Here is a 26,197-nt window from a genome sequence, read left to right as displayed (position 1 = left end):
CGCGTACGCCCCTCCGCGGGTCGCAACGTGACTCCGCGTCGCCGGTCGAGAGCGAGTCGTGGTCCCGGCGCCACCTGGTCGCGTCACCCGGTCGGCGCCACGGTCGTCGTGGTGACGCTACGCGCGCTGGCGTCCCGCCGGGAGAAGGTGTTCATGGCCACGACCAGGAGCAGCGTCACCCAGGCGGTGCAGACCAGGCTGGCGACCAGCTTGCTCGGGATCGGTCCGTACACGTCCACCAACCTGTACTCGCCGACGTGCAGCATGAAGCTGCTCGACCAGCGCGGCAAGTAGTAGAAGATCACGCCCGCATCGCCCATCAGCAGCCGCATCGCGGCGCTCTCGATCACCGACTGGACGAACTCGATGATCCACCACACACCGAGGGCGCGCAGCACGCTGCGCCCGAGAATCCCCAGCCCGACCCCGAGCAGCGCCCACAAGACCGCGTTCCACACGTAGTAGAGCAGCCCCACGGCCACCTCACCGGTGATCTCGAGGGGCCCGTCGAGCAGGAGCAGACCGACGATCCAGTTGAGCGCGATCGAGACCAGCGCGACCGCCGACGACCACGCGCCCACCACGACGCACGCGGCGGCGACGAGCACGTCGCGACGCGGCGGAGGGACGAGCGTCGAGACGAGCGTGCCGTGGCGGTGCTCGCCCCTGAACGCGAGGATCCCCACGACGCCCATGCAGGCCGCGACGATCGGGTAGGTCGTGTACTGCGCCGCTCCGGTGAGGAGGGGGAGCGCGGCCCCGTCCGAGAGGACGAGAGAGCCTGGCCAGCGGCCCGGGTCCACGTAGTCGTCCCGCTCATGTCGCACGATCACGGCGGCGACGAGCGCCGCGAGCGCTGAGGAGCACAGCCAGGCCGCTCAGCAAGTAGGTCGACGGCGACGTGCGCAGCCGGGTCCACTCCAAGCGCAACGCGTCGATCATCAGACTTCCCCTTGGTAGTTGAGTTCTTCGGTGAACTCAGGGCGGGCCAGCACGGGCGTGACCGAAGCAACGTCACCCGCGAGGTCGAGCACGGCGCGAGCACGTCCGACCCCGACCCATCCGGACCACGACCGCGGTCGACGACGTCGAAGCCGTCTCGCTTCGATCCGTGCCACCGGTCGTCCTCCTCGTCATCGGGTGTGGCGGCCCAACACTGTAGGGGACTTTCGGACAGCGCCGTTTTGTGCTTGTGGATAAGTCGGACGAGCCGGTTGCCGGAGCCCTTCTTCAGGGGGTCCTCTTCAGGGGTGTTGTCGGAGCCTCTCCTTCAGGGGTACGGTCACGACGTGACTTCGTGTGGACGGCGATTTCGTCGCCCCGGCCGGCACCGCGGTGCCGTCGGGGTGGCACGTCGTCCGCGGTCACGTCTCCTGCGGTGATCTCGTCCCAGCAGCGATCCGGTGACCACCACGCGGACCTGACCGCGATCCACGACGGTCCCGCGTCCGGCCGGGGTGACGACCTCGTCCATCCCGCCGATCCACATCGCAGGAGACCGTCATGGTTGACCCCCTGAGCACGTCCCGCACCGACTCCCACGACCCTCGCGTCTCACACCGTCGACTCTCCGACGCGGAGCTGCGTGCCTGCCTCGCCGTCCGCGACCTGAGCGATCCCGCGCAGGGACACCACGCCATGCAGGACCTCCTCGACGAGGTCGTCACCCGCCTCGCTGATGTGCTGGGCTGGCCTACCCGCGTGGTCCGCGGCGATCGCATCGTGAGCGTGGCCGACAACTACGACCGACTCGGCTATCCCGCCGACGTGGTGACCCGCGACGCGCGCTACACCCGCTACGTCGACGATCACCACGTGCTGCGCAGCCACAGCAGCGCGATGGTTCCGGCCGCCCTCCGCGACCTGGCGCGGAGGGCCGACCCGCCGTCGTCGGTGCTGCTCGCCTGCGTCGGCATCTGCTACCGACGTGACGCCATCGACTGGCAGCACAGCGGCACACCGCACCAGGTCGACTTGTGGCCGGTGACGCGGGAACGCGTCTGCACCGAGACCGACCTGACGCGCATGATCGACGTCGTCGTCTCCGCCGCTCTCCCAGGCGCCCGATGGCGCACCACGCCCGCGACTCACCCGTACACCCTCGCCGGTCGACAGATCGATGTGCGATGGGACGGGCGGTGGATCGAGATCGGCGAGTGCGGCCTCGCCGCTCCGGCCGTCCTCACCGGAGCGGGGCTGACCGGCTGGTCCGGCCTGGCCATGGGGTTGGGCTTGGATCGGCTGGTGATGCTGCGCAAAGGCGTCCCTGACATCCGACTCCTCCGCTCGACTGACCCGCGCGTCGCGGAGCAGATGCACGACCTTGCGCCGTACAAGCCGGTGTCGCACCTGCCGCCGGTGCGTCGCGACCTGTCGATCGCGGTCGGCCCCGACACCGACACGAGCGCTGAGGCGCTGGGCGACCGGGTGCGCGAAGCGCTCGGCGCCGACGCTGACGTGGCCGAGACGGTCGAGGTCGTGGCGACGACGGCGTACGAGGAGCTGCCCGACACCGCCAGGGCGCGCCTCGGCATGCGCGCCGGTCAGCGCAACGTGCTGGTGCGTCTGGTGCTGCGGCCGCTGGACCGCACGCTCACCGACGACGAGGCGAACCGGCTTCGGGACCGGGTCTACGCGGCGTTACACGAGGGCGCGGTGGCGCAGTGGGCGAGCCGCGAGCCGAGCGCTTAGCCGTCGACGTTGGCCGGGCCGTGAGCGCGGGCGGCGACTGTCGGCTCGGTCTCGGCCGGCGGCTCGCCGCCCTCGGCGCTGCGCAGCAGTCCGGCGGCGACGACGATGACGACGACGAAGCCCAGGGGGATCGTCAGCGCCCAGGCGAGTCCGACCTGCTGGGCGACCGCTCCGATGAGGACGGGACCCACGACCGAGCCGACGTAGCCGGCCGACACGACCGGACCGAGCATGGACGCCCGGCGGGCGGTCCGGACATTGCCGGCCGCACTGAAGACCACGGGTACGGCGGGACCGATCCCGAATCCAGCGAGCCCGAAGCCGACCAGGGCGAGCCCTGGACCCGGCGCGAGCAGGAAGACGACGTACCCGACGGCGCTGATCGCCGCTCCGGTACGCGCCACCACGACCGGGCCCAGGACCTCGCCGACCCGGTCGGCCAGGAGCCGGGACACCGCCATCGCCGCCGAGAACACCGACAGACCCAGCGCCGCCATGTCCACGGGGGCGCCGAGGTTCTCGTGGAGGAAGACGGCGCTCCAGTCGCCGATCGCTCCCTCCCCGAGGAACGAGCCGAAACCCATGAGCGCCAGGACCACGACGACCGCGATGCCGACCTGGGGCCGAGCGCCGTCCGGACTCTCCACCGCGTGGGAGGTGACGGCGCTCTCCCGGTCGGGCGGCAGGAGGTGGATGAGGATCGGTGCGGTCACGACCGCGCACACCACGCCCGCCACGATGAAGTGGACGCGAACGTCGACGCCGCCGGCGGCGACCGCCGCCGCGACCCCGGCGCCGCCCATGGAGCCGAGACTCCACAAGCCATGGAAGCCCGACATGATCGGACGCCGGTACAACCGCTCGACGGCGACCGCGTGAGCGTTCATGGCGACGTCGAGCATGCCGCCGATCACCCCGAGGACCGCGAGTGCCCCGGTGAGCGTCACGAGGTCCACGGCGTACGCCGGCCCAACGAGCGCGACCGCCTGGACGAGCACCAAGATCCTGATCGGCCGGCCGGTGCGACCACGGCGCTCCATGCGGCCGGTGAGACGGGTGCCGACGAGCAAGCCGACGGACAGACCACCGAACGCGATCCCGAGGTCCTCGTGGTCGAGGTGGAGGTCGGCTTTGATCGAGGGAATCCGGGCGGCCCAGGTGGCGAACATCGCCGCGTGGACCAGGAACGTCACCGCCACCGCGAGGCGGGCGAGGCGAAGCTCTCGGGGGGCGGAGCGCGTCACGCGATGGACCCTATCGGCGAGAGCCGGTCGGATAGACCTCGACGTCCACGGTCGGCCGCCGGCGCGGCCCCAGGGCTCTGCGCTCCACCGGAACGAGGAGCAGCTGGGGAAGGCACCTAGCGGAAGAGGCGAACGTTCCAGGGGTAGCGCCAGCGGTTGCCCGCCACCGCGGACAGTCCCCCGAGGCAGACCAGGACCATCCACCCCACGACGACCACGGGGAAGAGCACACCCAGCAGCCCGAACGTCAGCCCGGCGGCCATGCCCAACGCGACGGTCGCGCCGAGGAAGGTGAGCTGGAAGTTGACCGACTCCATCGCCTGGTCCCGGACGAACCGGGACGAGGTGCCCTTGGTGAAGGCGATGAGGGCAGGGATGACGAACAAGGAGAAGTACCCGGACCAGTGAGCCACCAACGCCCACATCCGGTCGGCGCCGTTCGGCATGGTTCGCTCCGCCGTGGCGTGCGCCTTCGCGACGGGCAGACCGCGCAGCGCCCGCGCGAGGTCGTCGCCACTCCTGGCGGTGAGCGCCTCCCCGATGCGCTGGTCGAGCTCGGCGTGGGTGAGCCGACCCTCGGCGAAGGCGGTCTGCAGCAGCGCGACCCCCTGATCGCGGTCAGCGTCGGAGACGCGCATCGCCCCAGGTAGCGGATGCGGAAGACCGCCGGTTCCTTCGACTCTCACGGCCTCATTCTCGACCGGCGAGCGGGACGCGAGGCATCCGGAATGACCCTGAGCACACCCCGAGCGGCGCCCCGGTGACGCCTGGACCTCGCGTGCAGATGTCGTCGCGTGCAAGTGTCGTACCGAGACTCCCTGTCGATCATTGGCGGCGATGCTCTACGGTTCCACCGACACGATCGCGTGAAGGAGTGCCTGTGCGCGTCCTCGTCATCGGGGGATCCGGTGCAGTGGGGACTCTCGTGCTCCCCACCCTCGTCCAGCATCACGACATCACGGTCTTCGACCTCAAGCCGCCGGCGGCGAACGTCGCGGTCGACTACGTGTCCGGAGACCTCCGCGACGTCGACGCGGTCCGCCGCGCCGTCGAGGGCATCGACGCCTTGGTCTTCATGGCGATGGGGCCTCTCGCCGGCTGGGGTCAGCCCGACAACGCCCGAACCCACCTCGAGGTGTCGGTCGCCGGGCTCTACACGGCCCTGAACGCCGCCCACGACGCAGGTGTGCGGCACGCCGTCTACACCAGCAGCATGTCGGTGTACGCCGAGCCCGGCGAGCTGCCGGGCCGAGAGCGTTACCCCGACGAGACGGTGCCGCCCGACGCCACGAACTTCTACGGCCTGGCGAAGCGTCTGGGCGAGGAAGTCTGCCGCAACGCGGTGCAGGCGTGGGGGATGAGCGTCGTCGCGCTACGCCTGTGCCATCCCGTCGCGGACCACGAGTTCCCCCGCCGCGACGGCCTGGCGGCGACGATCTGCACGTCGGCGCGCGACACCGCCCGCGCCATCCTCGCCGCGCTCGACTTCCAAGGTCACGGCTTCGAGGCGTTCGCCATCAGCGGTGACGGCGCCGAGAAGGTGGTGTCCTTGCGCAAGGCGCGTGAGGTGCTGGGCTGGACTCCGCTCGACAGCACCGCTCAGGCGACCACGACCTAGCCCGCCACGAGGACGACGCACACACTCTCGGCCAGGTCGTCGGGAGCGTGGGTGGATGACCGGCGAGGGTGGCTCGTGCTCGACCAGCGCCGAAGGAGCGCGATCGCCGGGTCAGCGGTTCGACTTCACCTCCGTCGGTGCTGTCTCACGTAGTCGCTGTCTCACCCCAGTCGGGCGCCGTGACGCTGCGACCGGCCCGCCGCCCGCGTCTGGATGGCGGCGATGCCGGTCAGGACGCCGAAGGCGACGAGCCAGGCGCTGAAGACGACAGTGAGGACGGACCAGGACGGTCGCGGATAGGCGAGGACGAGAACGCCGGCCACGAGGCTGAGCGCGCTCGTGACCACACGGACGCCGCGCGCCGGCCGATCGCCCTCGAAGAACGCTGCGACGAGCGTGATCACCCCGCTCATGGTCCAGAACAGGCCCACGAGCAGGACCAAGGACTCGCTCGGGGGGGTGTGGTCCCGCAGCAGCGGGATGCCGACGGCGAGGCCCACGACGCCGAGGAGCACCAGGAGGGTTCGCCTGCCGACTTCGCGCCTGTCCTCCACGACAGCCTGGGCGAGGGAGTGGAGCGCGCAGACCAGGATCTGCGCCGCCAGCAGGATCGCGGCTGCCCGGACGGTCACGGCCGGCCAGGCCACGACGAGCGCGCCGAGAACGACGCTCGCGCAGCCGACGACGAACGTCGCCTGCCAGGTGGCTCCGACCGCGAAGAGGAGGCGTGCGACGCCTCTGCTCCGCCGACGACTGGGTGCTCCCCCGCCATCACGCCGACCGGCTGTCGCGCGGTCGGTGGTCCTGTGCTCGCTCGTCCCCTCGTCGCTCGCCCTCTGCCCTCTCGCCCTCTGCCCTCTCGCCCTCTGCCCTCTCGCCCTCTGCTCTGTCGCACCCTGCTCTGTCGCACCCTGCTCGGTCGTACCCTGCTCGGTCGCACTCTGCTCGGTCGACCTGTGCTCCGCTGCCCGGTGTTCGGGCTCGCCATGGTCAGCGGCTCCGTCGTCAGCGGCCCCGTCCACCCCTGTGGGCGACCCGTTCCCCAGGGATGCTCCGGCAGCTCCCGGCGGCTCCGACGACACCGGGCCGGGCTGAGCCGGGAGGCGAGGCCCGGTCATCGGAGCGGGGTGCTCGCCTGGCGCACTCGACTGGTTCGGTGGGCGCTCCGAGCCGTTGGGACCGCGCTGGATCGGGTCGGACGGCATGCTTCCGCCCCCTCGTGTGACACGACGACGCCACGAGACCCGCCCTCGCACGGTGGGCCGTCGGCGTCCTTGCCGCCCTTATCGTGGCCAGCCGAGCACGCCGTCACACCACCCTTGCGAGGTGAGGACTTGGCCTTGCGAGGTGAGGACTTGGCCTTGCGAGGTGAGGACTTGGCCTTGCGAGGTGAGGCCCTGGTCTCCTAGGTGACGCCTCCCCAGGCGAGGCCTTCCCAGGTCACGCCTTCGCAAGTGAGTGACAGATCGACTGAGGTGCACCGGCCCCTACCATGCTCGCGTGGAGAGCTCCTCGTTCCCGCTCCGCGGCAAGACCGCTTTGGTGACCGGCGTCTCACGACGTCGCGGCATCGGCTACGCGGTCGCCACCCGCCTGGCTGAGCTCGGCGCCGACATCGTCATCCACCATTTCGTGCCCCATGACGCCGAGCAGCCATGGGGTGCCGACGACCTGGACCAGGTGCGGGACGGAATCCGCGCCTCCTTACGCCCCGGCGCGGCGTTCGGAGACCTGAGTCTCGACCTCTCCCACGAGGACGCCCCTGGCCGACTCATCGCCGCCGCCAAGGACCTGACGGGACGTCTCGACATCCTCGTCTGCAACCAGGCCCGTTCGGGGCGGGACGGATCGATCTTCGACATGACACCGGACCGGCTCGATGGCCACTGGGCCGTCAACGCCCGCGCCACGATCCTGCTGACGAGCCACTTCGCCAAAGCGTTCACCGGCCTGGACGCCGGACCGGCGGCTCGCCCGGGCGACCGCGCCAGGGCGACGCGACCGGTGGACGAGCACGCGACAGGGCGTGTGTTCTGGATGACGTCGGGGCAGCAGCAGGGACCCATGCCCGGAGAGGTGGCCTACGCCGCGAGCAAGGCCGCGCTCGCCGGTCTGACCGCCACGGTCGCCAGTGAGCTGCTCCCCCACGGGATCATCCTCAACACGATCAACCCAGGACCGGTGAACACCGGCTACCTCGATGTCGAGACGACCGACCGAGACGCGGACGCGATCGAGTCCGCCCGCGCGGCGATGCCCTTCGGACGCTTCGGGCATCCCACAGATCCCGCGCGCTTGATCGGCTGGCTCGCCACGGACGAAGGCCGCTGGATCGTTGGTCAGGTCCTGACGTCAGACGGAGGGTTCGGCGTGACAGCCTCCTGACGACGGGTGCGTCGTCGCGGACACCGCGAGGCGGAGACCTGGAGTCGACAAAGCGCGAGGCGGCCGACCTTCCGTGGTCAGCCGCCTCGTCCGCGTGCTGGTGGAGGTGGCGGGAATCGAACCCGCGTCCTTCGTCGTCGTTTCAGGGCTTCTCCGGGCGCAGCCTGCTCAGCGTTCTACTCGGCCCCGGCGCTCACGCAGGCAAGTCGCCGACGGGCCCAGCCGCGGTCGGTGTCCCCGCACGGCCCCGCGGCCGTTCCATGCGGGCGAGCCTCCTCGATGAGGCCAGGATCCGGGTCGGAGGCACTCCCGGCCTGACCCTTCGCTAGCTCGCGTCAGGCGGCGAGAGCGAAGTCAGTGCGCTTAGCGTTGGCACTTATTTGTTTCCAGGGATCGTTTACGAGGTGACCCTGGGTCCTCGGCCCGCTTCCCCTGAAGCGATCGTCCGAAGTCGAAACCGTTCACCCCCCTGTTGAGTTGTCAACCAAGCCGGGCCGGCGTCCGCCGCGATCGTCCCGGCCCGCACCACTGTAGCGCTCAACGCCGGAGAGGTCACGCCAGATTCCCGGCGCTCAGCCGCCGCTCCCACCAGCCACCACGCCGGTGCCCCCGCCGGGCACGACGGGCCGAAGCTTCGTCCCTTTTCTCACCTGTGCCGGGAGGCGGACGCCCCGAGCTCGTGGGGGCGCCCCACCGGTCAGCGTCGCCCGGTGAGGAGCCGGGAGAGCTAGGCTGGCGGCGGTCTGGACGAGGTCCGCGCGGCGTCGCGGGAGGGACATGAGGTGGGTATGCGACGGGTCGACTTGGGCGAGGTTCCCTATGCCGAGGCGATCGAGCGCATGGCTCGGTGGGTCGACGAGCGGCGGCGTGGGCTCGCGCCGGATCGTCTGTTCCTCCTGAGCCACCCTCCGGTGGTGACGTACGGCGCCCGCACGGACCCACGCGACCTCCCGCCCGCCACCGCGGGCTTGCCCACCGTCGAGGTCGACCGCGGCGGCTACGCCACCTACCACGGACCCGGGCAGCTCGTCGGCTATCTCGTGGTGAACGTTCGCGAGCGTGGCCCCGTCGACATCGTCCGATGGCTCGAGAACGGCCTCGTCGCGGCGCTGGGGAAGCTCGGCTTCCCCGCGGTGCGCCGCGACACCCCTCCCGGATCGCCGAGCCTGGTCGGCGTCTGGACCCCTGACCACCACAAGATCGCGTCCATCGGCATGCGCATCCGGGGTGGAGTCACCAGCCACGGCTTCGCGCTCAACATCGACCCCGACATGACGGTGTTCGACCAGTTCACCGCCTGTGGGATGCAGGACGTCACGATGACGTCGCTGCGGCAGCTGGCGGACCGCGGCGTCGCGCCGATGCCGACCGAGGCGGAGGTTCGTGACGCGGTGGCGGCCGCGCTCGGCGCCACCTGAGCACGCAGGACCGAGCGGAGAACGCGAGCCCAGGGACTACGCGCGTCGCGTCGCGTACGGGTTGGGGATCGCGTTGAGCAGCCGCTGGGTGTAGTCGTCCCGCGCCTCACGGATCACGCGCAGCGTCGGCCCGGACTCGACCAACCTGCCCCGATGGAGCACGAGGACCTCGTCGGCGAGGACCCGCGCGCTCAACAGGTCGTGGGTGATGTAGAGCATCGCGATGCCCCGCTTCCGCACGAGGTCGTCGAGGAGCTGCAGGATCTCCGCCCGAATCGAGACGTCGAGCATGGAGATCGGCTCGTCCGCCACGATGATCTCCGGGTCGGGCGCCAGCGCCCGGGCCACCACCACACGCTGCTGCTGACCGCCGGACAGCTGGTGCGGGAACTTGTCGATGTAGGCTGACGCAGGAGAAAGTCCCACGCTCTCCAGCAGCTCCTCGACGCGGGGACGCAGCTCCCGCCGAGACACGCCGCCGTAGTTCACCAGCGGTCGGCTCAGGATGTAGCCGATGGTGTGGGTGGGGTTCAGCGCGGCGAACGGGTCCTGGAAGACCAGTTGGATGTGCCGCCGGTAGTCGCGCAGAGCGCGACCACGCAGCCGGTCGACCCGCACGTCACCGAACCGCACCTCACCGCTCGTCGGGCGTTCGACGCCGGTCACCAGCCGGGCGAGCGTGCTCTTGCCGCTGCCGCTCTGCCCGACCAACGCCGTGACCGTTCCCTCCCGCAAGGTGAACGACACGTCGATCACCGCGTCGACCTCGCGGACCTTGAACCCGCGACGACTGCGGTATCGCTTGGACACCCGGTCGACCTCGAGGATCGGCCGACGCTCCTCGATCCGCACCTCTCGACTTGCCGACGTGGTGAAGACCTGACCTGACCGCGGCGCCCCCTCGCGACGCCCATCGCCGGCGGCGTACGCCTGTTCGGCGACATGGCACGCCGCGAGGCCCGGCCCCATGGGGACCAGCCGCGGCTCCTCGGTTCGGCAGGCGTCCGCAGCCTCCCGGCAGCGGGGAGCGAACGGACACCCTCGCACGGGACGCGACAGGTCCGGCGGCCGGCCCGGGATGTAGCCGATCTCCACCGCGTCCGCTCTCGGGTCGGCGTAGGCGCCGAGCAGGCCACGGGTGTAGGGGTGGATGGGCTCGGCCAGCATCGTCGCCGAGCGCTGGTCCTCGACGATCCTCCCGGCGTACATGACCATCACCCGGTCCGAGACCTCCATCACCGTGCCGAGGTCATGGCTGATGAGGAGGACCGCGAACCCCTGGTCGCGTTGCAACGCGCGGACGTTGTCGAGGATCGAACGCTGCACGATGACGTCCAGGCCGGTGGTCGGCTCGTCGAGCACGACGAGCCGCGGCCGTAGCGCGAGCGCCAACGCGAGACAGACCCGCTGCTTCATACCGCCCGAGAGCTCGTGCGGGTAGAAGCGCATGAACGACGGGTCGATCATCACCATCTCGAGCAGCTCGGCGATGCGGTGTCGGACCTCCGCGCCGCGCATCGAGGTGTGCTCCTCGATGACGTCGCGGAACTGGGCCTCGATGGTGAGGACCGGGTTGAGGGAGTTCATGCTGCTCTGGAAGACGGTGGACATGTCCCGCCAACGCAGCCTGCGGAGATCCGCCTGGCTCGCGTGCGTGATGTCCTGTCCGGCGAAGCGGATGCTGCCTCCGGTGATCCGTCCCGCTGGCAGCAGGCGGAGGATCGCGTTGCCGAGCGTCGTCTTCCCGCTGCCCGACTCGCCGAGGAGTCCGACGAACTCGCCGTCGTTGAGCTGGAACGACACCTCGCGCACCGCGTGCGTGGCGCCGTAGGCGACGGAGAGGTCGCGCACGTCGAGCAACACCGGCTCGGACGTGGCGTCCGGACGCTCCTCGACGGCCGTCCTCGGCGCGCGCACCTCGTTACCCGTCAGCTGGTCGACGTCCTCAGGCATGGGTCAGCCCTCTCGCAAGTGCGGGTTGCTCAGCGCGTCGACGCCGAAGTTGATGAGGGTGAGCGACGACAGCAGCAGCGCGATCGCGAGACCAGGAGCTCCGAGCCAGAGCCACTGGCCGGTGAGCATGGCGCCGCTGTTGTTGGCCCAGTAGAGCATCGTTCCCCAGCTGACCGTCGTCGGGTCGCCCAAACCGAGGAACTCCAACCCGGCCTCGGCCGCGATGGCACCGCCCGCCGCGCCCAGGAAACCGGCGACGACGAGCGACAGCATGTTCGGCATGATCTCCTTGAAGATGATCCGCATCGTGCCCTCCCCTGCGAAGCGCGCGGCGGTGATGTAGTCCCGCGCCCGCAGGGTGAGGATCTGAGCCCGTTTGACGCGGGCGCCCCAGGCCCACCCGGTGACGCTGATGACGAAGATGATGAGCCACAGGCCACGGACGCCGTCCGGCGCGTACGCGGCGAGCGTGACCATGAGCGGCAGGACGGGAACCACCAGGGCGAGGTTGATGACGAACGACAGCACCTCGTCAACCCACCCTTGCAGGTAGCCGGCGGTGAGACCGACGAGCAGGCCGATGACCGTAACCAAGGCGCCCGCCACCAGGCCGACGATGATGGACGTCCGCGCGCCGTACACCAGCTGAGAGAAGATGTCCTGCCCGGCCGCCGTGGTCCCGAGCAGGTGGGTGCGGCTCGGCGGCAGGGAGGCCTCGAAGCTGGTCTCCCTGGGATCGTGCGGCGCGATCAGCGGCGCGAAGACGGCGACGAGCGTGAAGCCCGCGAGGATGAGGAGGCCGACGCGGCTCTTGCGGTTGGCCCACAGGATCGCCAGCCACAAGGGCATCCGGGAGCGCCGCGCGGCGGCGATGTCCCGCTCGACCTCCTCAGGCCTCTCCTCCGCTGCGTGGATCTGGCCGATGGGAGCTGTCACGCCTGCGCCTCCCTCCGCACCCGCGGGTCGAGGATGCCGTACAGGATGTCCGCGCACAGGTTGGCGAGCAGGACGCCGACCGTGGTGAACAGGAAGATGGTCTGCATCAACGGGTAGTCCCGGCTGGAGATCGCCTCATACATCAGCTTCCCCATGCCGGGGTAACCGAAGATCATCTCCACCATGAGCGTGCCGCCCACGATGGTGCCGAGCCCCATGGCGAAGCCGGTCACGTTCGGCAGGATCGCCACCCGCGCGCTGTAGACGAGGGCGACGCGGCTCGTGCGCAGTCCCTTGGCCTGCGCGAGCCGGGTGTAGTCCTCGCCGAGGGTGTGCACCATGTTGTTGCGCATGCTCATGATCCAGCCGATCGGGCCGGTGATGAGGAGCGAGAGCGCCGGCAGGAAGCCGTGGTAGACGGCGTCGGCGATGAACGCCCACGACCACGACGGCTCGATCTCTCCGCTGTAGCCGCCCGCCTCGGGGAACCAGCGCAACGTGAACGCGAACACGTAGATGAGGATCAGCGCGATCCAGAAGAACGGCAGCGTGCCCAGGAACGTCGACCCGAGGCTCACCACCGCGTCGAACTTGGTGTTGCGCTTCCACGCCGCCCAGGCGCCCAGCAAGGTGCCGATGACGAAGCCGAGCACGTGGGTGACGCCGACCAGGACGATCGTCCACGGCAGCGCCTCACCGATGATGTGGGTGACCGAGTAGGGGAAGTACGTGTAGGAGATGCCGAAGTCACCGCGGACGACGGCCTTGAGGTAGTCGACGTACTGCTCGAGGATGCTGCCGGTCGGCAGCCCGAGCAGGACACGGACGGACTCGATGGCGGCCGGGTCGACGGCCTCGGTCTGCCCGGCCAGCCGCTGGACCATGCTCTGGGCGGGGTCGCCGGGCTGCAGGCGCGGAATGATGAAGTTCAGCGTCACCGCCGCCCACAGGGTGAGGAGGAAGAACCCCAGCCGGCTTGCGAAGTAGCGCATCGTTGCGAGGCTCCCTTGCTCGTCGCGGCGCGTCCTTAGGCGCGGTGAGCGTCCGGGGCCGCGCGGGCTCGCGCGGCCCCGGACACGTGCGCGTCAGTCGCCGCGGTACTCAGGATTGGGCCGCAGTCGGGTGATGATCACCAGCTGGTCGCCCGGCCCGGCGTAGGGGTCCTCGGCGCTCGGCCAGCCGACGACCTTCTCGGTGCGGTACTGGAACCACTGGGCGCCGTACCACAGCGGGATGACCGGCACCTGCTCGACCATGATCTTCTGCAGCTCGCCGACGATGCGCTTCTGCTCCTCCTCTTCCTGCGCCTGGGCGAGCTCGTCGAGCAGGTCGTCGGTCCGAGCGTCCCGCCACCGAACGAAGTTGCTCGCCGCCGGCTTGCCGACCGGCGCGGTCTGCGCGCTGTGCAGCGGCAGGCGGTACGCGTCGTACATGTTGCATCCGCCGCCGTGGACGCCGAAGACCATGTCGAAGTTGCCGGACGCCCGGTCCGCGTCGACGATCTCCGGCGTCGGCGTCTGCACGTTCAGCGTGATGCCGAGGTCGGCGAGGTTGTCCCGGATGATCTGCGCGGCCTGGATCCAGTCGACCCAGCCGTTCTGGACCTTGAAGGAGAACGCCGGCAGTGGCTTGCCGTCCTTGCCGCGGAGCTTGCCGTCCGGCCCGGTCTGGTAACCCGCGTCGGCGAGGATCTGCTTGGCGCGCTCCGGGTCGTACGGGACCCTGCCCTCGTTCTCGATGTCAGGTGCGAGCCAGGCCTTCTGCCCCGGCAGGACGAGGCCGGTCTGGCTGGCGGTCTCGACGTACCCGTACTGCGCCTTGTCCTTGATCTCCTCCCGGTCGATCGCGTAGGTCAACGCGCGCCGGAACTCGACGTCGTTGAACGGCGCCTTGGTGAGGTTCATGTACAGGCTGATGTTCGCGCCCGGCGGGAACCAGTACTTGTTGTGCTTCGGGTCCTTGGCGACGTACGTCTTCTCGATGTCGGGCACGAACATCGCGTTCCAGTCGTACTCGCCGCGCTGCAGCCGCAGCTTGTCGACCTCGGCTCCACCGGTCGCCTTGCGGAAGAACAGCTCCTGGACCTTGACCTTGTCCGCCTGCCAGTACCGGGGGTTGCGCTCCAGCACCAGCTGCTGGCTGTTCATGCTCTTGACCGTGAACGGCCCGGTGCCGACCGGGTTCGGGTTGGTGAACTTCTCCGGGTCGGACTCCTTGGACCAGATGTGCTCCGGCACGATCCGGGTGTCGGCGATCTGGTTGAACCTGGGGACCGAGGGCTCCTTGAAGGTGAACGTCACCTCGTCCTCGCTGGTGGCCGTGACGCTGCTGAGCGCCGACCAGATGCCGTTGCGGTCCAGACCAGGCGCCTTCTTGAACAGGTTGAACGTGAACGCCACGTCCTTGGCGCTGAACGGCTTCCCGTCGGACCACTGGACGCCCTTCCTGGTCCTCACGACCAGCTTCGTCGGGCTCTCCCAGGTGAACGACTCAGCGAGCCAGGGTTCGACCTCGCAGCTGTAGTCGTTGATGTTGAAGAGCATCTCGTAGACGAAGGTGGTCGTGAGCGCCGTCGGCGAGAACGGGTTGAAGTTCCGCTGCGGCGCGTTCCCGCCACCGAAGTCGCCCATGTTCAGTCGGCGCACCAAACCAGCCGTGGCGCCGCTGTCGCCTCGGTCACTGTCGCTGGCGTTGTCACCGGCACCACAGGCCGCGCCCGCCACCGCCACGAGGAACGCCGTGGCCGCCGCGGTCACCGCACGGGTGGTCCGAGGCCTACGCCCCTGGGCACGTCTCCACCACACGTCAACCTCCTGGAACGTTCGTCCTGGCCCCCGTGTCTGATCTCGCTGCGTCCTGGTGTCGCTGCTCCTGCCCCTGCCTACTCCCCGCAGCCACAACTGCCGCGGATGACGAGCTCCGTCTCCAGCACCCGGTCGGTGGCCGGGTCGACCTGCCCCTCGACGTGTGCGAGCAGCAGCCGCGCCGTCTCCCGTCCGAGCGCGCGCATGGGCTGACGGACGGTGGTGAGACCGGAGGCCATCAGCCCAGCCATCGGGATGTCGTCGAACCCGGTGACGGCGACGTCGTGCGGCACGCGTAGGCCACGGTCCAAGAGGGCGACGACCACGCCGAGGGCGGTCTCGTCGTTGACGCAGACGAGCGCACGCGGCAGGTCACCGCTCTCCAGAAGCCGCGTGGCCGCGATGAAGCCGTCCGACTGCTGGAATCCCACACGCACGGGCTCCGCCGGCGGTTCGAGCCCGGCTCGCTCGTGCGCCTGGCGGAATCCGAGCCAGCGGTACGTCGCGTCCGGTGAGCCGTCGGGGTTTCCGACGAACGCCACGTGACGGTAGCCGTGATCGTTGAGCAGGTGCGAGGTCAGCCGGGCAGCCGCTGCGGTGTTCTCGGTGCGCACCGTGGGGATGCCGACCATCGGCTTGCTGGCGAGCAACACCAGAGGCCCGCCGAGCTTCTCCAGACGACGGATCTGTCGGTCGGACATGACACCGCCCATGACGGCGATGCCGTCGACGCGGTCGGCCATGCCGAGGACGAGGTCGACGGAGTGACGCAGCAGATGGGTGCCCATGATGAGCACGCCCACCTTGGCGTCGACCGCGGCCTCCTCGAACCCCTCGATGACCTCGGAGTAGTAGGGGCCAGAAAGTCCTGGGAACACGATGCCGAGGGCGGAGTGGCGTCGCTTGACCAGCGCCCGCCCCGCGTGGCTGGGCCGGAAGTTGTGCTTGTCGATGACCGCTTGCACCTTGCGGCGGGTCTCCTCCGACACCTGGCCGACTCCGCGCGCGACCCGGGAGACGGTCGCGATCGAGACGCCCGCGTCGCGGGCGATCTGCTGCAGGGTCGGCCTGGCCATCGGCATCCTCTCGGATGTAAAGCCCTTGCAGTAAACGTTTTCAGCTGCGAAAGTGCGACGATCGTAACCGCGCGGACATGTGCCCGCAAGACTCGCGCGCATCGGAGGCGTCTTCATGGTCGAGGTTCGTCGCAAGCGCATCCTGGTCGACGGCAGGGCCCGCATCCTGCTGAGCGGGGAGGTGCACTACTTCCGGCTCGACCGCGCAGACTGGGCTGACCGGATCGACGCGCTCGCCGCCGCCGGATGCGACGCCGTCGCGTCGTACATCCCGTGGCTGTGCCATGAGACGCCGGACGGAGCCATCGACCTGGACGGCCGCAGCCGGCCCGAGCTCGACCTCGGCGCCTTCATCGACCTGTGCGCCGATCGTGGGCTGTTCTTCCTGGCACGGCCGGGTCCGTTCGTGATGGCCGAGCTGAAGAACGAGGGTCTGCCCTTCCGCCTCTACGACGAGCACCCGGAGATCCGCCCGGTCACCTGGGACGGCCGGCCGGCGCCGAGCCGCACCGTCGACTACCTCGCGCCGGCGTTCCTCTCCGAGGTGCGTCGGTGGTACGCGGCGGTCATGCCGGTCCTCGCCTCCCGTCTGGTCACTCGCGGTGGCAACGTCATCGCCGTCCAGCTGGACAACGAGATCGGCATGCTGTCCTGGGTCACCAAGGCCCCGGACCTCACCGACCACGTGCTGGCCGATTTCGGCCAGTGGCTCGCCGCACGGTACGACGCGGAGACGCTCGAGCGGCGTTACCCGTTCCCGATCGACGATCCGGCGGCCCGAGCACGCGGCGTCCGGTCACCCGACGACGCCTACGCCCCCGCCTTGATGGTGGACCTCGGCCACTACATGCGCCACCGGTTCGCCCGGTACGTCGCGACGCTGCGCGAGTACGCGGAAGCCGAAGGTGTGCGCGGTGTTCCGTTCATCGTCAACATCCATGGAACTGGAGGGGGACGAGGGACCGAGTTCCCCGTCGGCATCAGCCAGCTCATGGAGAGCTACGCCGGCGTCCCCGGCATGGTGTCCGGCTCCGACCACTACCTCGGCGACCTCACCACCGGCAACGCGGCCGACCTCTACCTCATCAACGCGTTCATGGACGCCGTCCACGACGCCGACCAGCCGCTCACCTCGGTGGAGTTCGAGGCCGGGGACGGCGACTACGCGCGGGACCTGGCGGTCGTGTACGACCCGTCGGCGATCGACCTCAAGACCAGGCTGTGCGTCGCGCAGGGCAACCGGCTGCTCAACTTCTACCTCTTCGCCGGCGGCGTCAACCCGCGGCTGGCGAGCTCGGTCGGCGACGGTAACGACCGCATCAGCTTCACCGGCGAGCACCACGGCGTCGGGGCGCCCGTGGGAGCGGACGGACGACTCGGCCGCAGCTACGAGCCCACCAAGGCGGTCGCCCACACGATTCGGCGGATGGAGGCCTGGCTCGCCACGATGGACGAGGAGCACGACGACCTCGCCATGGCCTTCGTCCCCGACCTCTACCTCACCGACACCGCCTACCCGGCCAGCGCGCGCACCCGGACGATCGTGGAGAACCTCGAGCGGCACCGCTTCGGCGGTCCTGGTCAGCGGATGGCTCGCGCCCTCGTGCTGGCCGGCTACCGGTTCGGGGCGGTCACCCTGCCGGGATCCCTCGACGCCACGACGACACCGGTCCTGGCGCTCGGGAGTCCGGGCTACCTCGACGAGGTCGTCCAGCGGTCCCTCGTCGACTACCTGTCCGAGGGCGGGCGCCTCCTGCTGTGCGGCGAGGTTCCGAGCCACGATCTCGAAGGACGACCGTGCGCGCTGCTGCGCGACGCTCTCGGCCTGACACCCCGCGGCACACGGGTCGGCGACAACCGGTTCTACCTGTCGGTGCGCGCCGCGGGGTGGGCGGCGCCGCGCCCGGAGGAGCGAGTGTCGTACGCCCAGCTGTTCGCCCCGACCAGCGGGACGACCATCCTCACCGAGTACGACAGTGGAGCGGGCTGCGGCTTCGAGATCGAGGTGGGTGACGGCCGAGCGGTGGTGGTCACCACCGACTATCCGAGCCGAGACCTCGCCTTCTACCGCGCCGCAGTCGAACGGCTCGGTGTTTCACCGGGGCTCAGGCACGACGCCGAGCACGCCCATCTCCTCCTCACCTCGACCGGCAACGACAAGGGCGAGCGTTTCGTCCACGTCCTCAACCTCGACGGGTACGACGCGACATTCCGGCTCTACGAGCACGGCCAGGCGCTCTTCGGTGGACACCCGGTGAGCCTGCGCGGTCGCCAGGGCGTGATGCTGCCGGTCAATCTCCACCTCGACGGCGCCAAGCTGCGCTACGCCACCGCCGAGATCCTGGCGCTGGACGGTGACGCGCTCACGTTCCCCGTACCCGACTCCGGCCTCGTCGTCGCGCTCGAGACCGAACGCACGGTGGTCGTGGACGCGCCGGCGCGCGTGTGTCGCGAGGACGGCCTGCAGATCGTCCATGCCGCGGGTGGCCAGCGGACGGTCACGCTGCGCTGGACCTGACCGCCGGACTACCGTGGCCTCATGGCGAGCCGCACACGGGGGTGGACCGCGGCCTGGCTGGTGGCCTCGCTGGCCGGCCACATCGGCGCGCTGGTGGCGGTGTGGTGGGTCTTCGTACGAACCGCGCGCGGACAGTTCGCGGACACCGTCGCCCTGGCGGGCAACACGATCGGCCGCGCGCGCGTCGAGCACCTCGTCACCCAGGTCCTCGACGTCATCTCGGTGCTGTCGCTCCTCGTCGCCACCGCCCTCATCGGGTTCATCGCGCTCGCCCGCCGCAGGGTCGTGCTGGCCGGTGTGGCGGTCCTGCTCGTCGTCGGGTCGAACGTCACCACTCAGTTCCTGAAGTACGTCGCCATCCACCGACCTGATCTGGGCGTCGAGAACGCCAACATCAGCGTCAACAGCATGCCCAGCGGACACACGACCGTGGCGGCGTCGGTAGCGGTCGCGCTCGTCCTCGTGGTGCCGCCCCGACTGCGTGGGCTCGCCGCGGTGCTCGGCGCCGGCTACGCGGCCCTCACCGGTGTCGCCACCTTGTCAGCGGGGTGGCACCGGCCCAGCGACGCGGTGGCGGCACTGATCGTCGTCGGTGGGTGGGCCGCCGGCGCCGGGCTGCTCCTCGTGCTCACCCGACGCGACGATCCGTCGCCGCGGGACGCGCATCCCTACACCGTGGTCCTGCTCGCCGGGACCGGGCTGGCCTTGCTCGCCGTGGCCGCGATGGCCCTGTGGGTGAGCGACCAGAGTTTCGGCACCGGGGTCCTCGAGCTGAGTCGACGCCGCCTCTTCGCCGCCTATGCGGGCGGTGCGGTCGGCATCGCGGGGACCGCCGCCCTCATGATGGCGCTGGTGCTGTCGACCGTCCACGAGGTCGTACCCAGCAGAGGAGCTCGGGCCCGGCGCCCGCCGGACGCCCTCGTCAAGCCGTCCTGAACACGGCACACAGCTACACCGGCGACGGTCACAGGCGCCAGATTCGCCCGGAGTACCGGTCGCCGAGCCACGCGAACTGTCCGAACGACGCGACCGTCATCCCGAACCGATGCGGTTCGGGTCGGTCGTTAGCCTCCCACCAGCGGTACGCCTTCTCGACGACGGGCCAGAGCTTGCGCAGACCGTACTGCTCCCACACCGCGTCGCCCTCGTCCCACGTGACCGCCGCCCACGCGGAGTCATCGAAGAGCCAGCCGCGGCGTCGGTGTCCTTCGTCGGCCCAGGTGACGCGCACATCGGGCAACCGAAGCCCGAGAGCGAACAACGCGTTCGTGTCCTCCCAGAGAGCGACGTCGAGGTCGCACGCGGTGGGCTCCCCCGCGTCCAGGACACCGCCGTGCACATCCTCCACCGAGGGCGTGGGCGGCCAGGGCTGGCCGAGCCCGTCCAGCAGACCCAGGAACGCACCGGCTCCGCGCTCGTCGTCCACAGTGAGCCGGACGAGCGCCGCGCCCGCGAAATGGTTCCACCAGGGCACCAGGACGACCCCACCGCGCCGGAGGACGCGAAGCCAGTCGTAGGACACGGCGACGACCGGCGAGGTCACCAGCACCCGGTCGTACCTGGCCGAACGACGGTCGAGGTTCTCGTCCACGCGTACGGTGTCGACCGACCTGGCACCGCACGCCTCGCAGAGGATCGCCCCGATCGGGCGTCCGCCCGGCCCGACCACCTCCAGCACCCGCATGCCCGGCTCGAGGTCGAGATGCGAGAGCATCGTCGCCACGGGTTCTGGGACACCACACGGCGGCGCGTTCGTTCGTGCCATGGCGTGCTCAGGTGGGCGATGTCCGTGGTTCTCGGCTGCCATCCCGCTCACCTACCCCCGACCCGATGCCTGACATGTCCGATTTACCCGTCTCGCGTCTCACACACTCCTCCAGGCGATCGCGGCCTGTCCATGCCCCCGGACGCGGCGTCTGCGGTGGTTCGTCCGGCCGAAGTCGCGGACGCGCGGACGAGGGAGCTCGGATTGCTGGACGAAAGCCCTGTGCCGAGAACTACTCGCGAGTAACACTGGTGAGTAACTACGGCGAAAGGGTGAGCCATGAGCCAGCAGCGCGTCAGCGAGGTCGAAGCCCGCGCGGTCGCGGAGGCGGCCCGAGAGGCCACCTGGACCAAGCCCAGCTTCGCCAAGGATCTCTACCTCGGTGATCTCCGTCTCGACCTGATCTATCCGGCCCCGAGGCCCCCGGCTGACAAGGCCGCGAAAGGTCAGGAGTTCTTGGCGCGGCTCCGTGCGTACTGCGAGACCCTGGACGGCCAGGTCATCGAGCGCGAGGCGCGAATCCCCGACGAGTACGTCAAAGGGCTCGCCACGCTCGGTGCCTTCGGCATGAAGATCCCCGAGGAGTACGGCGGTCTCGGTCTGTCGATGATCGACTACGGCCGGGCCCTCATGATCGTGGGATCCGTCCACCCCAGCCTCGGGGCCCTGCTGTCGGCGCACCAGTCCATCGGCGTCCCCGAGCCGGTCAAGCTGTTCGGCACCCCAGCGCAGAAGGAGGCGTTCCTCCCCCGCTGCGCCCGGGGCGCCATCAGCGCCTTCCTGCTCACCGAGCCCGACGTCGGCTCCGACCCGGCCCGGCTGTCGATGCGGGCGGTACCGACCGAGGACGGCTCGGCGTACATCCTCGACGGCGTCAAGCTGTGGACCACCAACGGCGTCGTCGCCGAGCTCCTCGTGGTCATGGCCCGGGTGCCGAAGAGCGAGGGACACAAGGGCGGTGTGACGGCCTTCGTCGTCGAGGCCGACAGCCCGGGCATCACGGTGGAGAACCGCAACTCCTTCATGGGGCTTCGCGGTATCGAGAACGGCGTCACCCGGTTCCACCAGGTGGTCGTGCCCGCGGCCAACCGGCTCGGCGAGGAGGGGCAGGGTCTCAAGATCGCCCTCACGACCCTCAACACCGGACGACTGTCCATTCCGGCGCTGTGCGCCGGCGCCGGCAAGTGGTGCCTGAAGGTAGCTCGCGAATGGTCGCGGGAGCGCGAGCAGTGGGGTCGCCCGATCGGCCAGCACGCCGCGATCGCGCACAAGATCGCCTTCATGGCCGCCACGTCCTACGCCCTGGAGAGCATCCTCGAGCTGTCGGCGAACATCGCCGACGAGGGCGCGCTCGACATCCGTCTCGAGGCCGCGATCGCCAAGCTCTACGCCAGCGAGAAGGCCTGGACGATGGTCGACGACCTGGTCCAGATCCGCGGCGGTCGAGGCTACGAGTCGGCGGACTCGCTCGCGGCGCGCGGCGAGCGGGCGATCCCGGCCGAGCAGATGCTGCGCGACATGCGCATCAACCGCATCTTCGAGGGCTCGACCGAGATCATGCACCTGTTCATCGCCCGGGAGGCGGTGGACGCGCACCTGCAGGCGGCCGGCGACCTGGCCAACACCCGCGCGAGCACGAAGGCCAAGCTGCGGTCCGCCGTCGGCGCCAGCGGCTTCTACGCCCGGTGGCTGCCGCGCCTGCTGACCGGCAAGGGACAGGTCCCCACCTCCTACAAGGAGTTCGGTCCCTTGGCCAAGCACCTCCGCTTCGTCGAGCGATCCTCGCGCAAGCTCGCCCGCCACACCTTCCTCGGGATGGCGCGCTGGCAGGCGAAGCTGGAGTTCCGGCAGGGCTTCCTGGCCAGGGTCGTCGACATCGGCGCCGAGCTGTACGCCATGACGGCCGCCTGCGTGCGGGCGGAGACGCTGCGACAGGAGGACCCAGAGCGTGGGGCGCAGGCCTACGACCTGGCCGACGTGTTCTGCGAGCAGGCTCGGGTGCGGGTCAGGGAGCTGTTCGACCGGCTGTGGCACAACTCCGACAACGCCGATGACGGGCTGGCTCGCCGGGTCCTCGAGGGCAAGCACGAGTGGCTGGAGGAGGGGGTGCTCCACCTCTACCCGAAGGCGCCGTGGATCGCCAGCCAGGAGTTCGGACCGTCAACACGCGAGAACCTGGCGAGGCGCATGCTCTAGGCGGTGCCTGCTCGACCGGAAGCCGACGCCGTACCGGCTTCCCGGAAGGCCAGCTCTCGGAGAACACGTCCGGACACCAGCCGACGCCACGGCCGGAGACACGCGGTCTCCGGCCGTGGCGTGCTCGCCGTCAGCCGGCACTGGGTGAGCGTGGCCGGTTCGGCGCCTCGCGTCCGGACACGTCGACGCAATGGCCTACCCTGGCCTGTGAGATGCCAACGATCTACGACGTCGCGCGTCGTGCCAGGGTCTCGCCCTCGACCGTCTCTCGCGTGCTCAACGGCAAGCAGACCGTCGACGAGACACTGGCCGCACGCGTGCGCGAGGCGGCTCGCGAGCTGGACTACCGCCCCAATGCGCTCGCCCGCAGCCTACGTCGCAGCCGAACCAACCTCTGGGCGGTCCTCGTCTCGGACATCAACAACCCGTTCTTCACCGCGCTCGTCCGAGGTGTCGAGGACGTCGCGCGCAGCTCGCAGTACTCGGTGGTGCTCTGCAACAGCGACGAGGACCCCGACAAGGAGGCCAGCTACGTCGCGGCGATCCTCGCCGAGCAGATGGCGGGGGTCATCATCTCCCCGACGGGTGGAGGCGGGCCGGTCCAGCGGCTGATCGACGCCTCGGTGCCGATCGTCGCCATCGACCGACAGGTGCCGGGCGCGACCGTCGACCTGGTGACGGTCGACAACGAGCACGCCGCCACAGTCGCCACCACGCACCTCATCGACGAAGGCTTCCGACACATCGCCTGCATCGCCGGACCGCGCGACCTCAGCACCGCGCGTCAGCGGCTGGACGGCTACCGCCGCGCGCTCCGCGCGGCCGGGCGTCCGATCGACTCTCGGTTGATCCAGTACGCCGACTTCCGCGAGAGCGGCGGGTACGCCGCCATGGCGGCACTTCTCGATCAGTCGCCCCGCCCCGACGCGGTGTTCACCACCAACAACCTCATGACGATCGGCGCCCTCGAGTGCCTCGCCGAGCGAGGTGTCCGGGTCCCCGACGACGTCGCGGTCTTCGGCTTCGACGACGTGCCCTGCGCGACGTTGATCCAGCCGCCGCTGTCCACCGTCACCCAGCCCACCTACGAGATCGGCCGCACCGCGGCGGAGCTGCTCCTGGCCCGGATCGCCGAGCCGACCCGTCCGCCGTCGGTGAAGGTGCTACCGACCGAGATCCACGTCCGGGCCAGCTCGCGGAGGCGGGTCACCAAGGCGACCCGGCCGGCCTGAGCCGACCTCACCGCCACGTCGTCCGGCGCCGCCGCCCGATCAGGGCCACGCACGGTGGCGCGACCTGATCGACGCACCCCGATCCACGTGCCCCTGACCTGCGCCGGCTTCGATCCGGTCTGTCACCGTCTGCGCTGGCCGACACTGGCGGGCGACGGCGGGTGCGTCCCGGCGAACCGGCTCGTGGCACCATCGTTCGCATGGCCCCCTTCACCGACGACGAGACGCACGTCCTGCTCCTCGAGAACATCCATCCCGACGCCGCCACGCTGTTGACCGAGGCGGGTTTCAAGGTCGACACGCACGATGGCGCGCTGAGCGAGGAGGAGCTCGCGGAGCGCATCGAGGGGGTCCATCTCCTCGGCATCCGCTCCACCACCCAGGTCACCCGAGCCGTCCTCGAGAAGGCCACCGACCTGGTCGCGGTGGGAGCCTTCTGCATCGGCACCAACCAGATCGACCTGCAGGCCGCCACCGAGCGGGGTGTCGCGGTCTTCAACGCTCCGTTCTCCAACACCCGGAGCGTGGTCGAGCTGGCCATCGCCGAGATCATCGCGCTGACGCGGCGGCTGACGGACAAGAACCGCGAGATGCACGAGGGCATCTGGAACAAGTCCGCCGCCGGCGCCCACGAGATCCGCGGTCGACGTCTCGGCATCGTCGGCTACGGCAACATCGGCAGCCAGCTGTCGGTCCTGGCCGAGACGCTGGGCATGTCCGTGTACTTCTACGACATCGCGGACAAGCTGGCGCTCGGGAACGCCGTCCGGTGCTCGTCGCTGGAGGAGCTTCTGGAGACCGTCGACGTGGTGAGCTTGCACGTCGACGGCAGGCCGGGGAACAGCGGCCTGTTCGGCGAGAAGGAGTTCGCCCGGATGCGGCCGGGGTCGATCTTCCTCAACCTGTCCCGCGGGTTCGTGGTCGACCACCAGGCCCTTCGCCGGCACATCGAGTCCGGCCACCTCGCCGGCGCGGCGATCGACGTGTTCCCGCATGAGCCCAAGCGTCGCGGCGAGCCGTTCGAGTCGGAGCTGCGTGGGCTGCCGAACGTCATCCTCACGCCCCACATTGGCGGCTCCACTGAGGAAGCGCAGCAGGACATCGGCAGGTTCGTCGCGTCCAAGCTCCGCCAGTACGCGCTCGACGGGAACACCTCGCTGAGCGTCAACTTCCCGCAGCTGGCCCTGCCCGAGCGCGCCGGAACACACCGGCTGGCGCACGTCCACGTCAACACCCCCGGCGTGCTCGCCGCGATCAACGGTGTCTTCGCCGACCACGGGGTCAACATCGAGGGGCAGTACCTCGGCACGCGCGGGCAGGTCGGCTACGTGATCACCGACATCGGGAGCCCCGCCTCGCCGGAGGTGGTCCAGGCACTGCGCGACATGCCGGAGACCATTCGCCTCCGGCACTTGTCGTGAGCGTGTGGCCCACGGCGCCCCACGCGTCGTGAGCGGCCCAGGCGTCGTGAGCGAGACGCGACGGCACGGTGCAGGTCCCGCCCCGGCTCCCGGGTGAGCGGACGATGAGCCGGACGTGGTCGCGCGACGGTCACAGCGACACGCCGCCGTCGAGCACGAGGTCGTGCCCGACCACGAAGCTGGCCTCAGGGCTGGCGAGCCAGAGGACCGCGGACGTGACCTCGGACAGGTCCGCGATACGACCGATCGGGACCTCCCTCCGCACCCGAGCGGCCCGCTCCGCGGGAGTCTCGCCCGGGCGCAGCGACATGGGCGTGTCCGCCGGTCCTGGGCTCACCGCGTTGATCCGGATGCCGTCGCCGATGTGCTCGAGCGCCGCCGCCTGGGTGAGCGCGCTCACCGCTGCCTTGGTCGCCCCGTAGGCGCCGGTTCCCGGGACCGCCTTGTGCGGGCCGAGCACCGACGCGACGTTGACGATGGCGCCACCGCCGTGCCGTCGCATGTGTCGGATCTCGTACCTCATCGACAGCCACACGCCGGTGACGTTGACCGCGAGCTGGTTCGACCACGTCGCCTCGTCGAGCTCGACGAGTGGCCCAGCGGCGAATGTTCCGGCGACGTTGACGGCGACGTGGAGCCCGCCGTGCCGGGCTACCGTCTCGTCGACGAGCCGCTCCACGTCGGCGGCCCGGGTGACGTCGCAGGGGACGAGACTCGCGTGTCCGCCGTCCGCCTCGACCAGCGCGACGGTCTCGGCGAGGGTGTCGGCACGCCGTCCCGCGACGACGACGGTCGCGCCTTCCCGCGCGAGCGCCTGAGCGACGGCTCGACCGATGCCCGAGCCGCCTCCGGTGACGAGAGCCACCGTGCCTGCGAATCGTGCTGCGGATCGCGTGGACGTCATGGGCGTTGTCCCTTCACCTGATGGGCGTGGAGGAGC

The 26,197-nt window shown here is 70.1% G+C and carries 20 protein-coding genes and 1 other RNA gene; 9 read left to right on the top strand and 12 right to left on the bottom strand.

Annotated elements, in window-relative coordinates; translation table 11 throughout:
- Nucleotides 1-83: 83 nt before the first annotated feature.
- Nucleotides 84-833, bottom strand: a complete 750-nt coding sequence (locus DFJ64_RS15130; protein ID WP_115851042.1) for a hypothetical protein — start codon at nt 831-833, stop codon at nt 84-86.
- 670 nt (nt 834-1,503) lie between these two features.
- On the opposite strand from DFJ64_RS15130, the gene srmL reads away from it, so the two are divergent.
- Entirely contained in the window at nt 1,504-2,691 is a 1,188-nt protein-coding gene (gene srmL, locus DFJ64_RS15125) for a PheS-related mystery ligase SrmL (protein ID WP_115851041.1), read from the top strand.
- On the opposite strand, the gene DFJ64_RS15120 is transcribed toward srmL, so the two are convergent.
- Together DFJ64_RS15120 and DFJ64_RS15115 are read right to left on the bottom strand one after the other, a co-directional pair.
- Nucleotides 2,688-3,935, bottom strand: coding sequence for an MFS transporter (locus DFJ64_RS15120; protein ID WP_115851040.1), 1,248 nt, complete (start codon nt 3,933-3,935; stop codon nt 2,688-2,690). The genes srmL and DFJ64_RS15120 overlap by 4 nt on opposite strands.
- A 116-nt stretch (nt 3,936-4,051) precedes the next feature.
- Nucleotides 4,052-4,621 carry a DUF1707 and DUF4870 domain-containing protein gene (locus tag DFJ64_RS15115; protein WP_147304725.1) on the bottom strand — a complete coding sequence of 190 codons (570 nt, stop codon included), beginning with the start codon at nt 4,619-4,621 and terminating at the stop codon, nt 4,052-4,054.
- Between the two features lie 194 nt (nt 4,622-4,815).
- On the opposite strand from DFJ64_RS15115, the gene DFJ64_RS15110 reads away from it, so the two are divergent.
- Nucleotides 4,816-5,553, top strand: a complete 738-nt coding sequence (locus DFJ64_RS15110) for an NAD-dependent epimerase/dehydratase family protein (RefSeq protein ID WP_115851038.1) — start codon at nt 4,816-4,818, stop codon at nt 5,551-5,553.
- A 161-nt stretch (nt 5,554-5,714) separates the two neighbouring features.
- Here the strand turns inward: DFJ64_RS15110 and DFJ64_RS20110 are convergent, their stop codons facing one another.
- The gene (locus DFJ64_RS20110; RefSeq protein ID WP_281268510.1) at nt 5,715-6,671 is read right to left on the bottom strand and encodes an HdeD family acid-resistance protein; all 957 of its coding nucleotides are present in this window, start codon (nt 6,669-6,671) and stop codon (nt 5,715-5,717) included.
- Nucleotides 6,672-7,053: 382 nt separating this feature from the next.
- On the opposite strand from DFJ64_RS20110, the gene DFJ64_RS15095 reads away from it, so the two are divergent.
- Entirely contained in the window at nt 7,054-7,938 is an 885-nt protein-coding gene (locus DFJ64_RS15095) for an SDR family oxidoreductase (protein ID WP_115851036.1), read from the top strand.
- Nucleotides 7,939-8,036: 98 nt separating this feature from the next.
- Here the strand turns inward: DFJ64_RS15095 and ssrA are convergent.
- Nucleotides 8,037-8,407, bottom strand: a transfer-messenger RNA (tmRNA) gene (gene ssrA / locus DFJ64_RS15090).
- Between the two features lie 319 nt (nt 8,408-8,726).
- Between ssrA and lipB the strand changes: the two genes are divergently transcribed.
- Nucleotides 8,727-9,356: a lipoyl(octanoyl) transferase LipB gene (lipB, locus tag DFJ64_RS15085; RefSeq protein ID WP_115851035.1), complete on the top strand. Its 630-nt coding sequence runs from the start codon at nt 8,727-8,729 to the stop codon at nt 9,354-9,356.
- Between the two features lie 36 nt (nt 9,357-9,392).
- On the opposite strand, the gene DFJ64_RS15080 is transcribed toward lipB, so the two are convergent.
- The 5 genes from DFJ64_RS15080 to DFJ64_RS15060 all read right to left on the bottom strand — a co-directional run bounded on the left by DFJ64_RS15080 (nt 9,393) and on the right by DFJ64_RS15060 (nt 16,125).
- A complete protein-coding gene (locus DFJ64_RS15080; protein ID WP_115851034.1) occupies nt 9,393-11,309 on the bottom strand; it encodes an ABC transporter ATP-binding protein in 1,917 nt (638 codons plus the stop codon).
- Nucleotides 11,310-11,312: 3 nt separating this feature from the next.
- On the bottom strand, nt 11,313-12,245 hold the full coding sequence (locus tag DFJ64_RS15075) for an ABC transporter permease (protein WP_245941151.1): 933 nt from the start codon (nt 12,243-12,245) through the stop codon (nt 11,313-11,315).
- Nucleotides 12,242-13,237 (bottom strand): ABC transporter permease, encoded by a 996-nt coding sequence (locus DFJ64_RS15070; protein WP_115851033.1) that lies wholly within the window; start codon nt 13,235-13,237, stop codon nt 12,242-12,244. The genes DFJ64_RS15075 and DFJ64_RS15070 overlap by 4 nt, the downstream gene beginning before the upstream one ends.
- A 93-nt stretch (nt 13,238-13,330) precedes the next feature.
- On the bottom strand, nt 13,331-15,001 hold the full coding sequence (locus tag DFJ64_RS15065) for an ABC transporter substrate-binding protein (RefSeq protein ID WP_245941150.1): 1,671 nt from the start codon (nt 14,999-15,001) through the stop codon (nt 13,331-13,333).
- Between the two features lie 125 nt (nt 15,002-15,126).
- Entirely contained in the window at nt 15,127-16,125 is a 999-nt protein-coding gene (locus DFJ64_RS15060) for a LacI family DNA-binding transcriptional regulator (protein ID WP_245941149.1), read from the bottom strand.
- 115 nt (nt 16,126-16,240) lie between these two features.
- On the opposite strand from DFJ64_RS15060, the gene DFJ64_RS15055 reads away from it, so the two are divergent.
- Together DFJ64_RS15055 and DFJ64_RS15050 are read left to right on the top strand one after the other, a co-directional pair.
- The gene (locus tag DFJ64_RS15055) at nt 16,241-18,643 is read left to right on the top strand and encodes a beta-galactosidase (RefSeq protein ID WP_115852125.1); all 2,403 of its coding nucleotides are present in this window, start codon (nt 16,241-16,243) and stop codon (nt 18,641-18,643) included.
- 21 nt (nt 18,644-18,664) lie between these two features.
- Nucleotides 18,665-19,579, top strand: coding sequence for a phosphatase PAP2 family protein (locus tag DFJ64_RS15050; RefSeq protein ID WP_245941148.1), 915 nt, complete (start codon nt 18,665-18,667; stop codon nt 19,577-19,579).
- Between the two features lie 28 nt (nt 19,580-19,607).
- Here the strand turns inward: DFJ64_RS15050 and DFJ64_RS15045 are convergent, their stop codons facing one another.
- The gene (locus tag DFJ64_RS15045; protein ID WP_115851030.1) at nt 19,608-20,366 is read right to left on the bottom strand and encodes a class I SAM-dependent methyltransferase; all 759 of its coding nucleotides are present in this window, start codon (nt 20,364-20,366) and stop codon (nt 19,608-19,610) included.
- A gap of 321 nt (nt 20,367-20,687) precedes the next feature.
- Between DFJ64_RS15045 and DFJ64_RS15040 the strand changes: the two genes are divergently transcribed.
- The 3 genes from DFJ64_RS15040 (at nt 20,688) to serA (ending at nt 25,257) form a co-directional block, all read left to right on the top strand.
- A complete protein-coding gene (locus DFJ64_RS15040; protein WP_115851029.1) occupies nt 20,688-22,604 on the top strand; it encodes an acyl-CoA dehydrogenase family protein in 1,917 nt (638 codons plus the stop codon).
- Nucleotides 22,605-22,816: 212 nt separating this feature from the next.
- Nucleotides 22,817-23,836, top strand: coding sequence for a LacI family DNA-binding transcriptional regulator (locus DFJ64_RS15035; protein ID WP_115851028.1), 1,020 nt, complete (start codon nt 22,817-22,819; stop codon nt 23,834-23,836).
- A 200-nt stretch (nt 23,837-24,036) separates the two neighbouring features.
- Nucleotides 24,037-25,257, top strand: a complete 1,221-nt coding sequence (gene serA, locus DFJ64_RS15030; protein ID WP_115852123.1) for a phosphoglycerate dehydrogenase — start codon at nt 24,037-24,039, stop codon at nt 25,255-25,257.
- Nucleotides 25,258-25,387: 130 nt separating this feature from the next.
- Here serA and DFJ64_RS15025 read toward each other — a convergent pair whose 3' ends face one another.
- Nucleotides 25,388-26,161: an SDR family NAD(P)-dependent oxidoreductase gene (locus DFJ64_RS15025; protein WP_115851027.1), complete on the bottom strand. Its 774-nt coding sequence runs from the start codon at nt 26,159-26,161 to the stop codon at nt 25,388-25,390.
- Between the last annotated feature and the right edge of the window lie 36 nt (nt 26,162-26,197).

The organism is Thermasporomyces composti (genome assembly GCF_003386795.1).
GTDB lineage: Bacteria > Actinomycetota > Actinomycetes > Propionibacteriales > Actinopolymorphaceae > Thermasporomyces > Thermasporomyces composti.
This window is presented reverse-complemented; position numbering and strand designations above follow the sequence as displayed.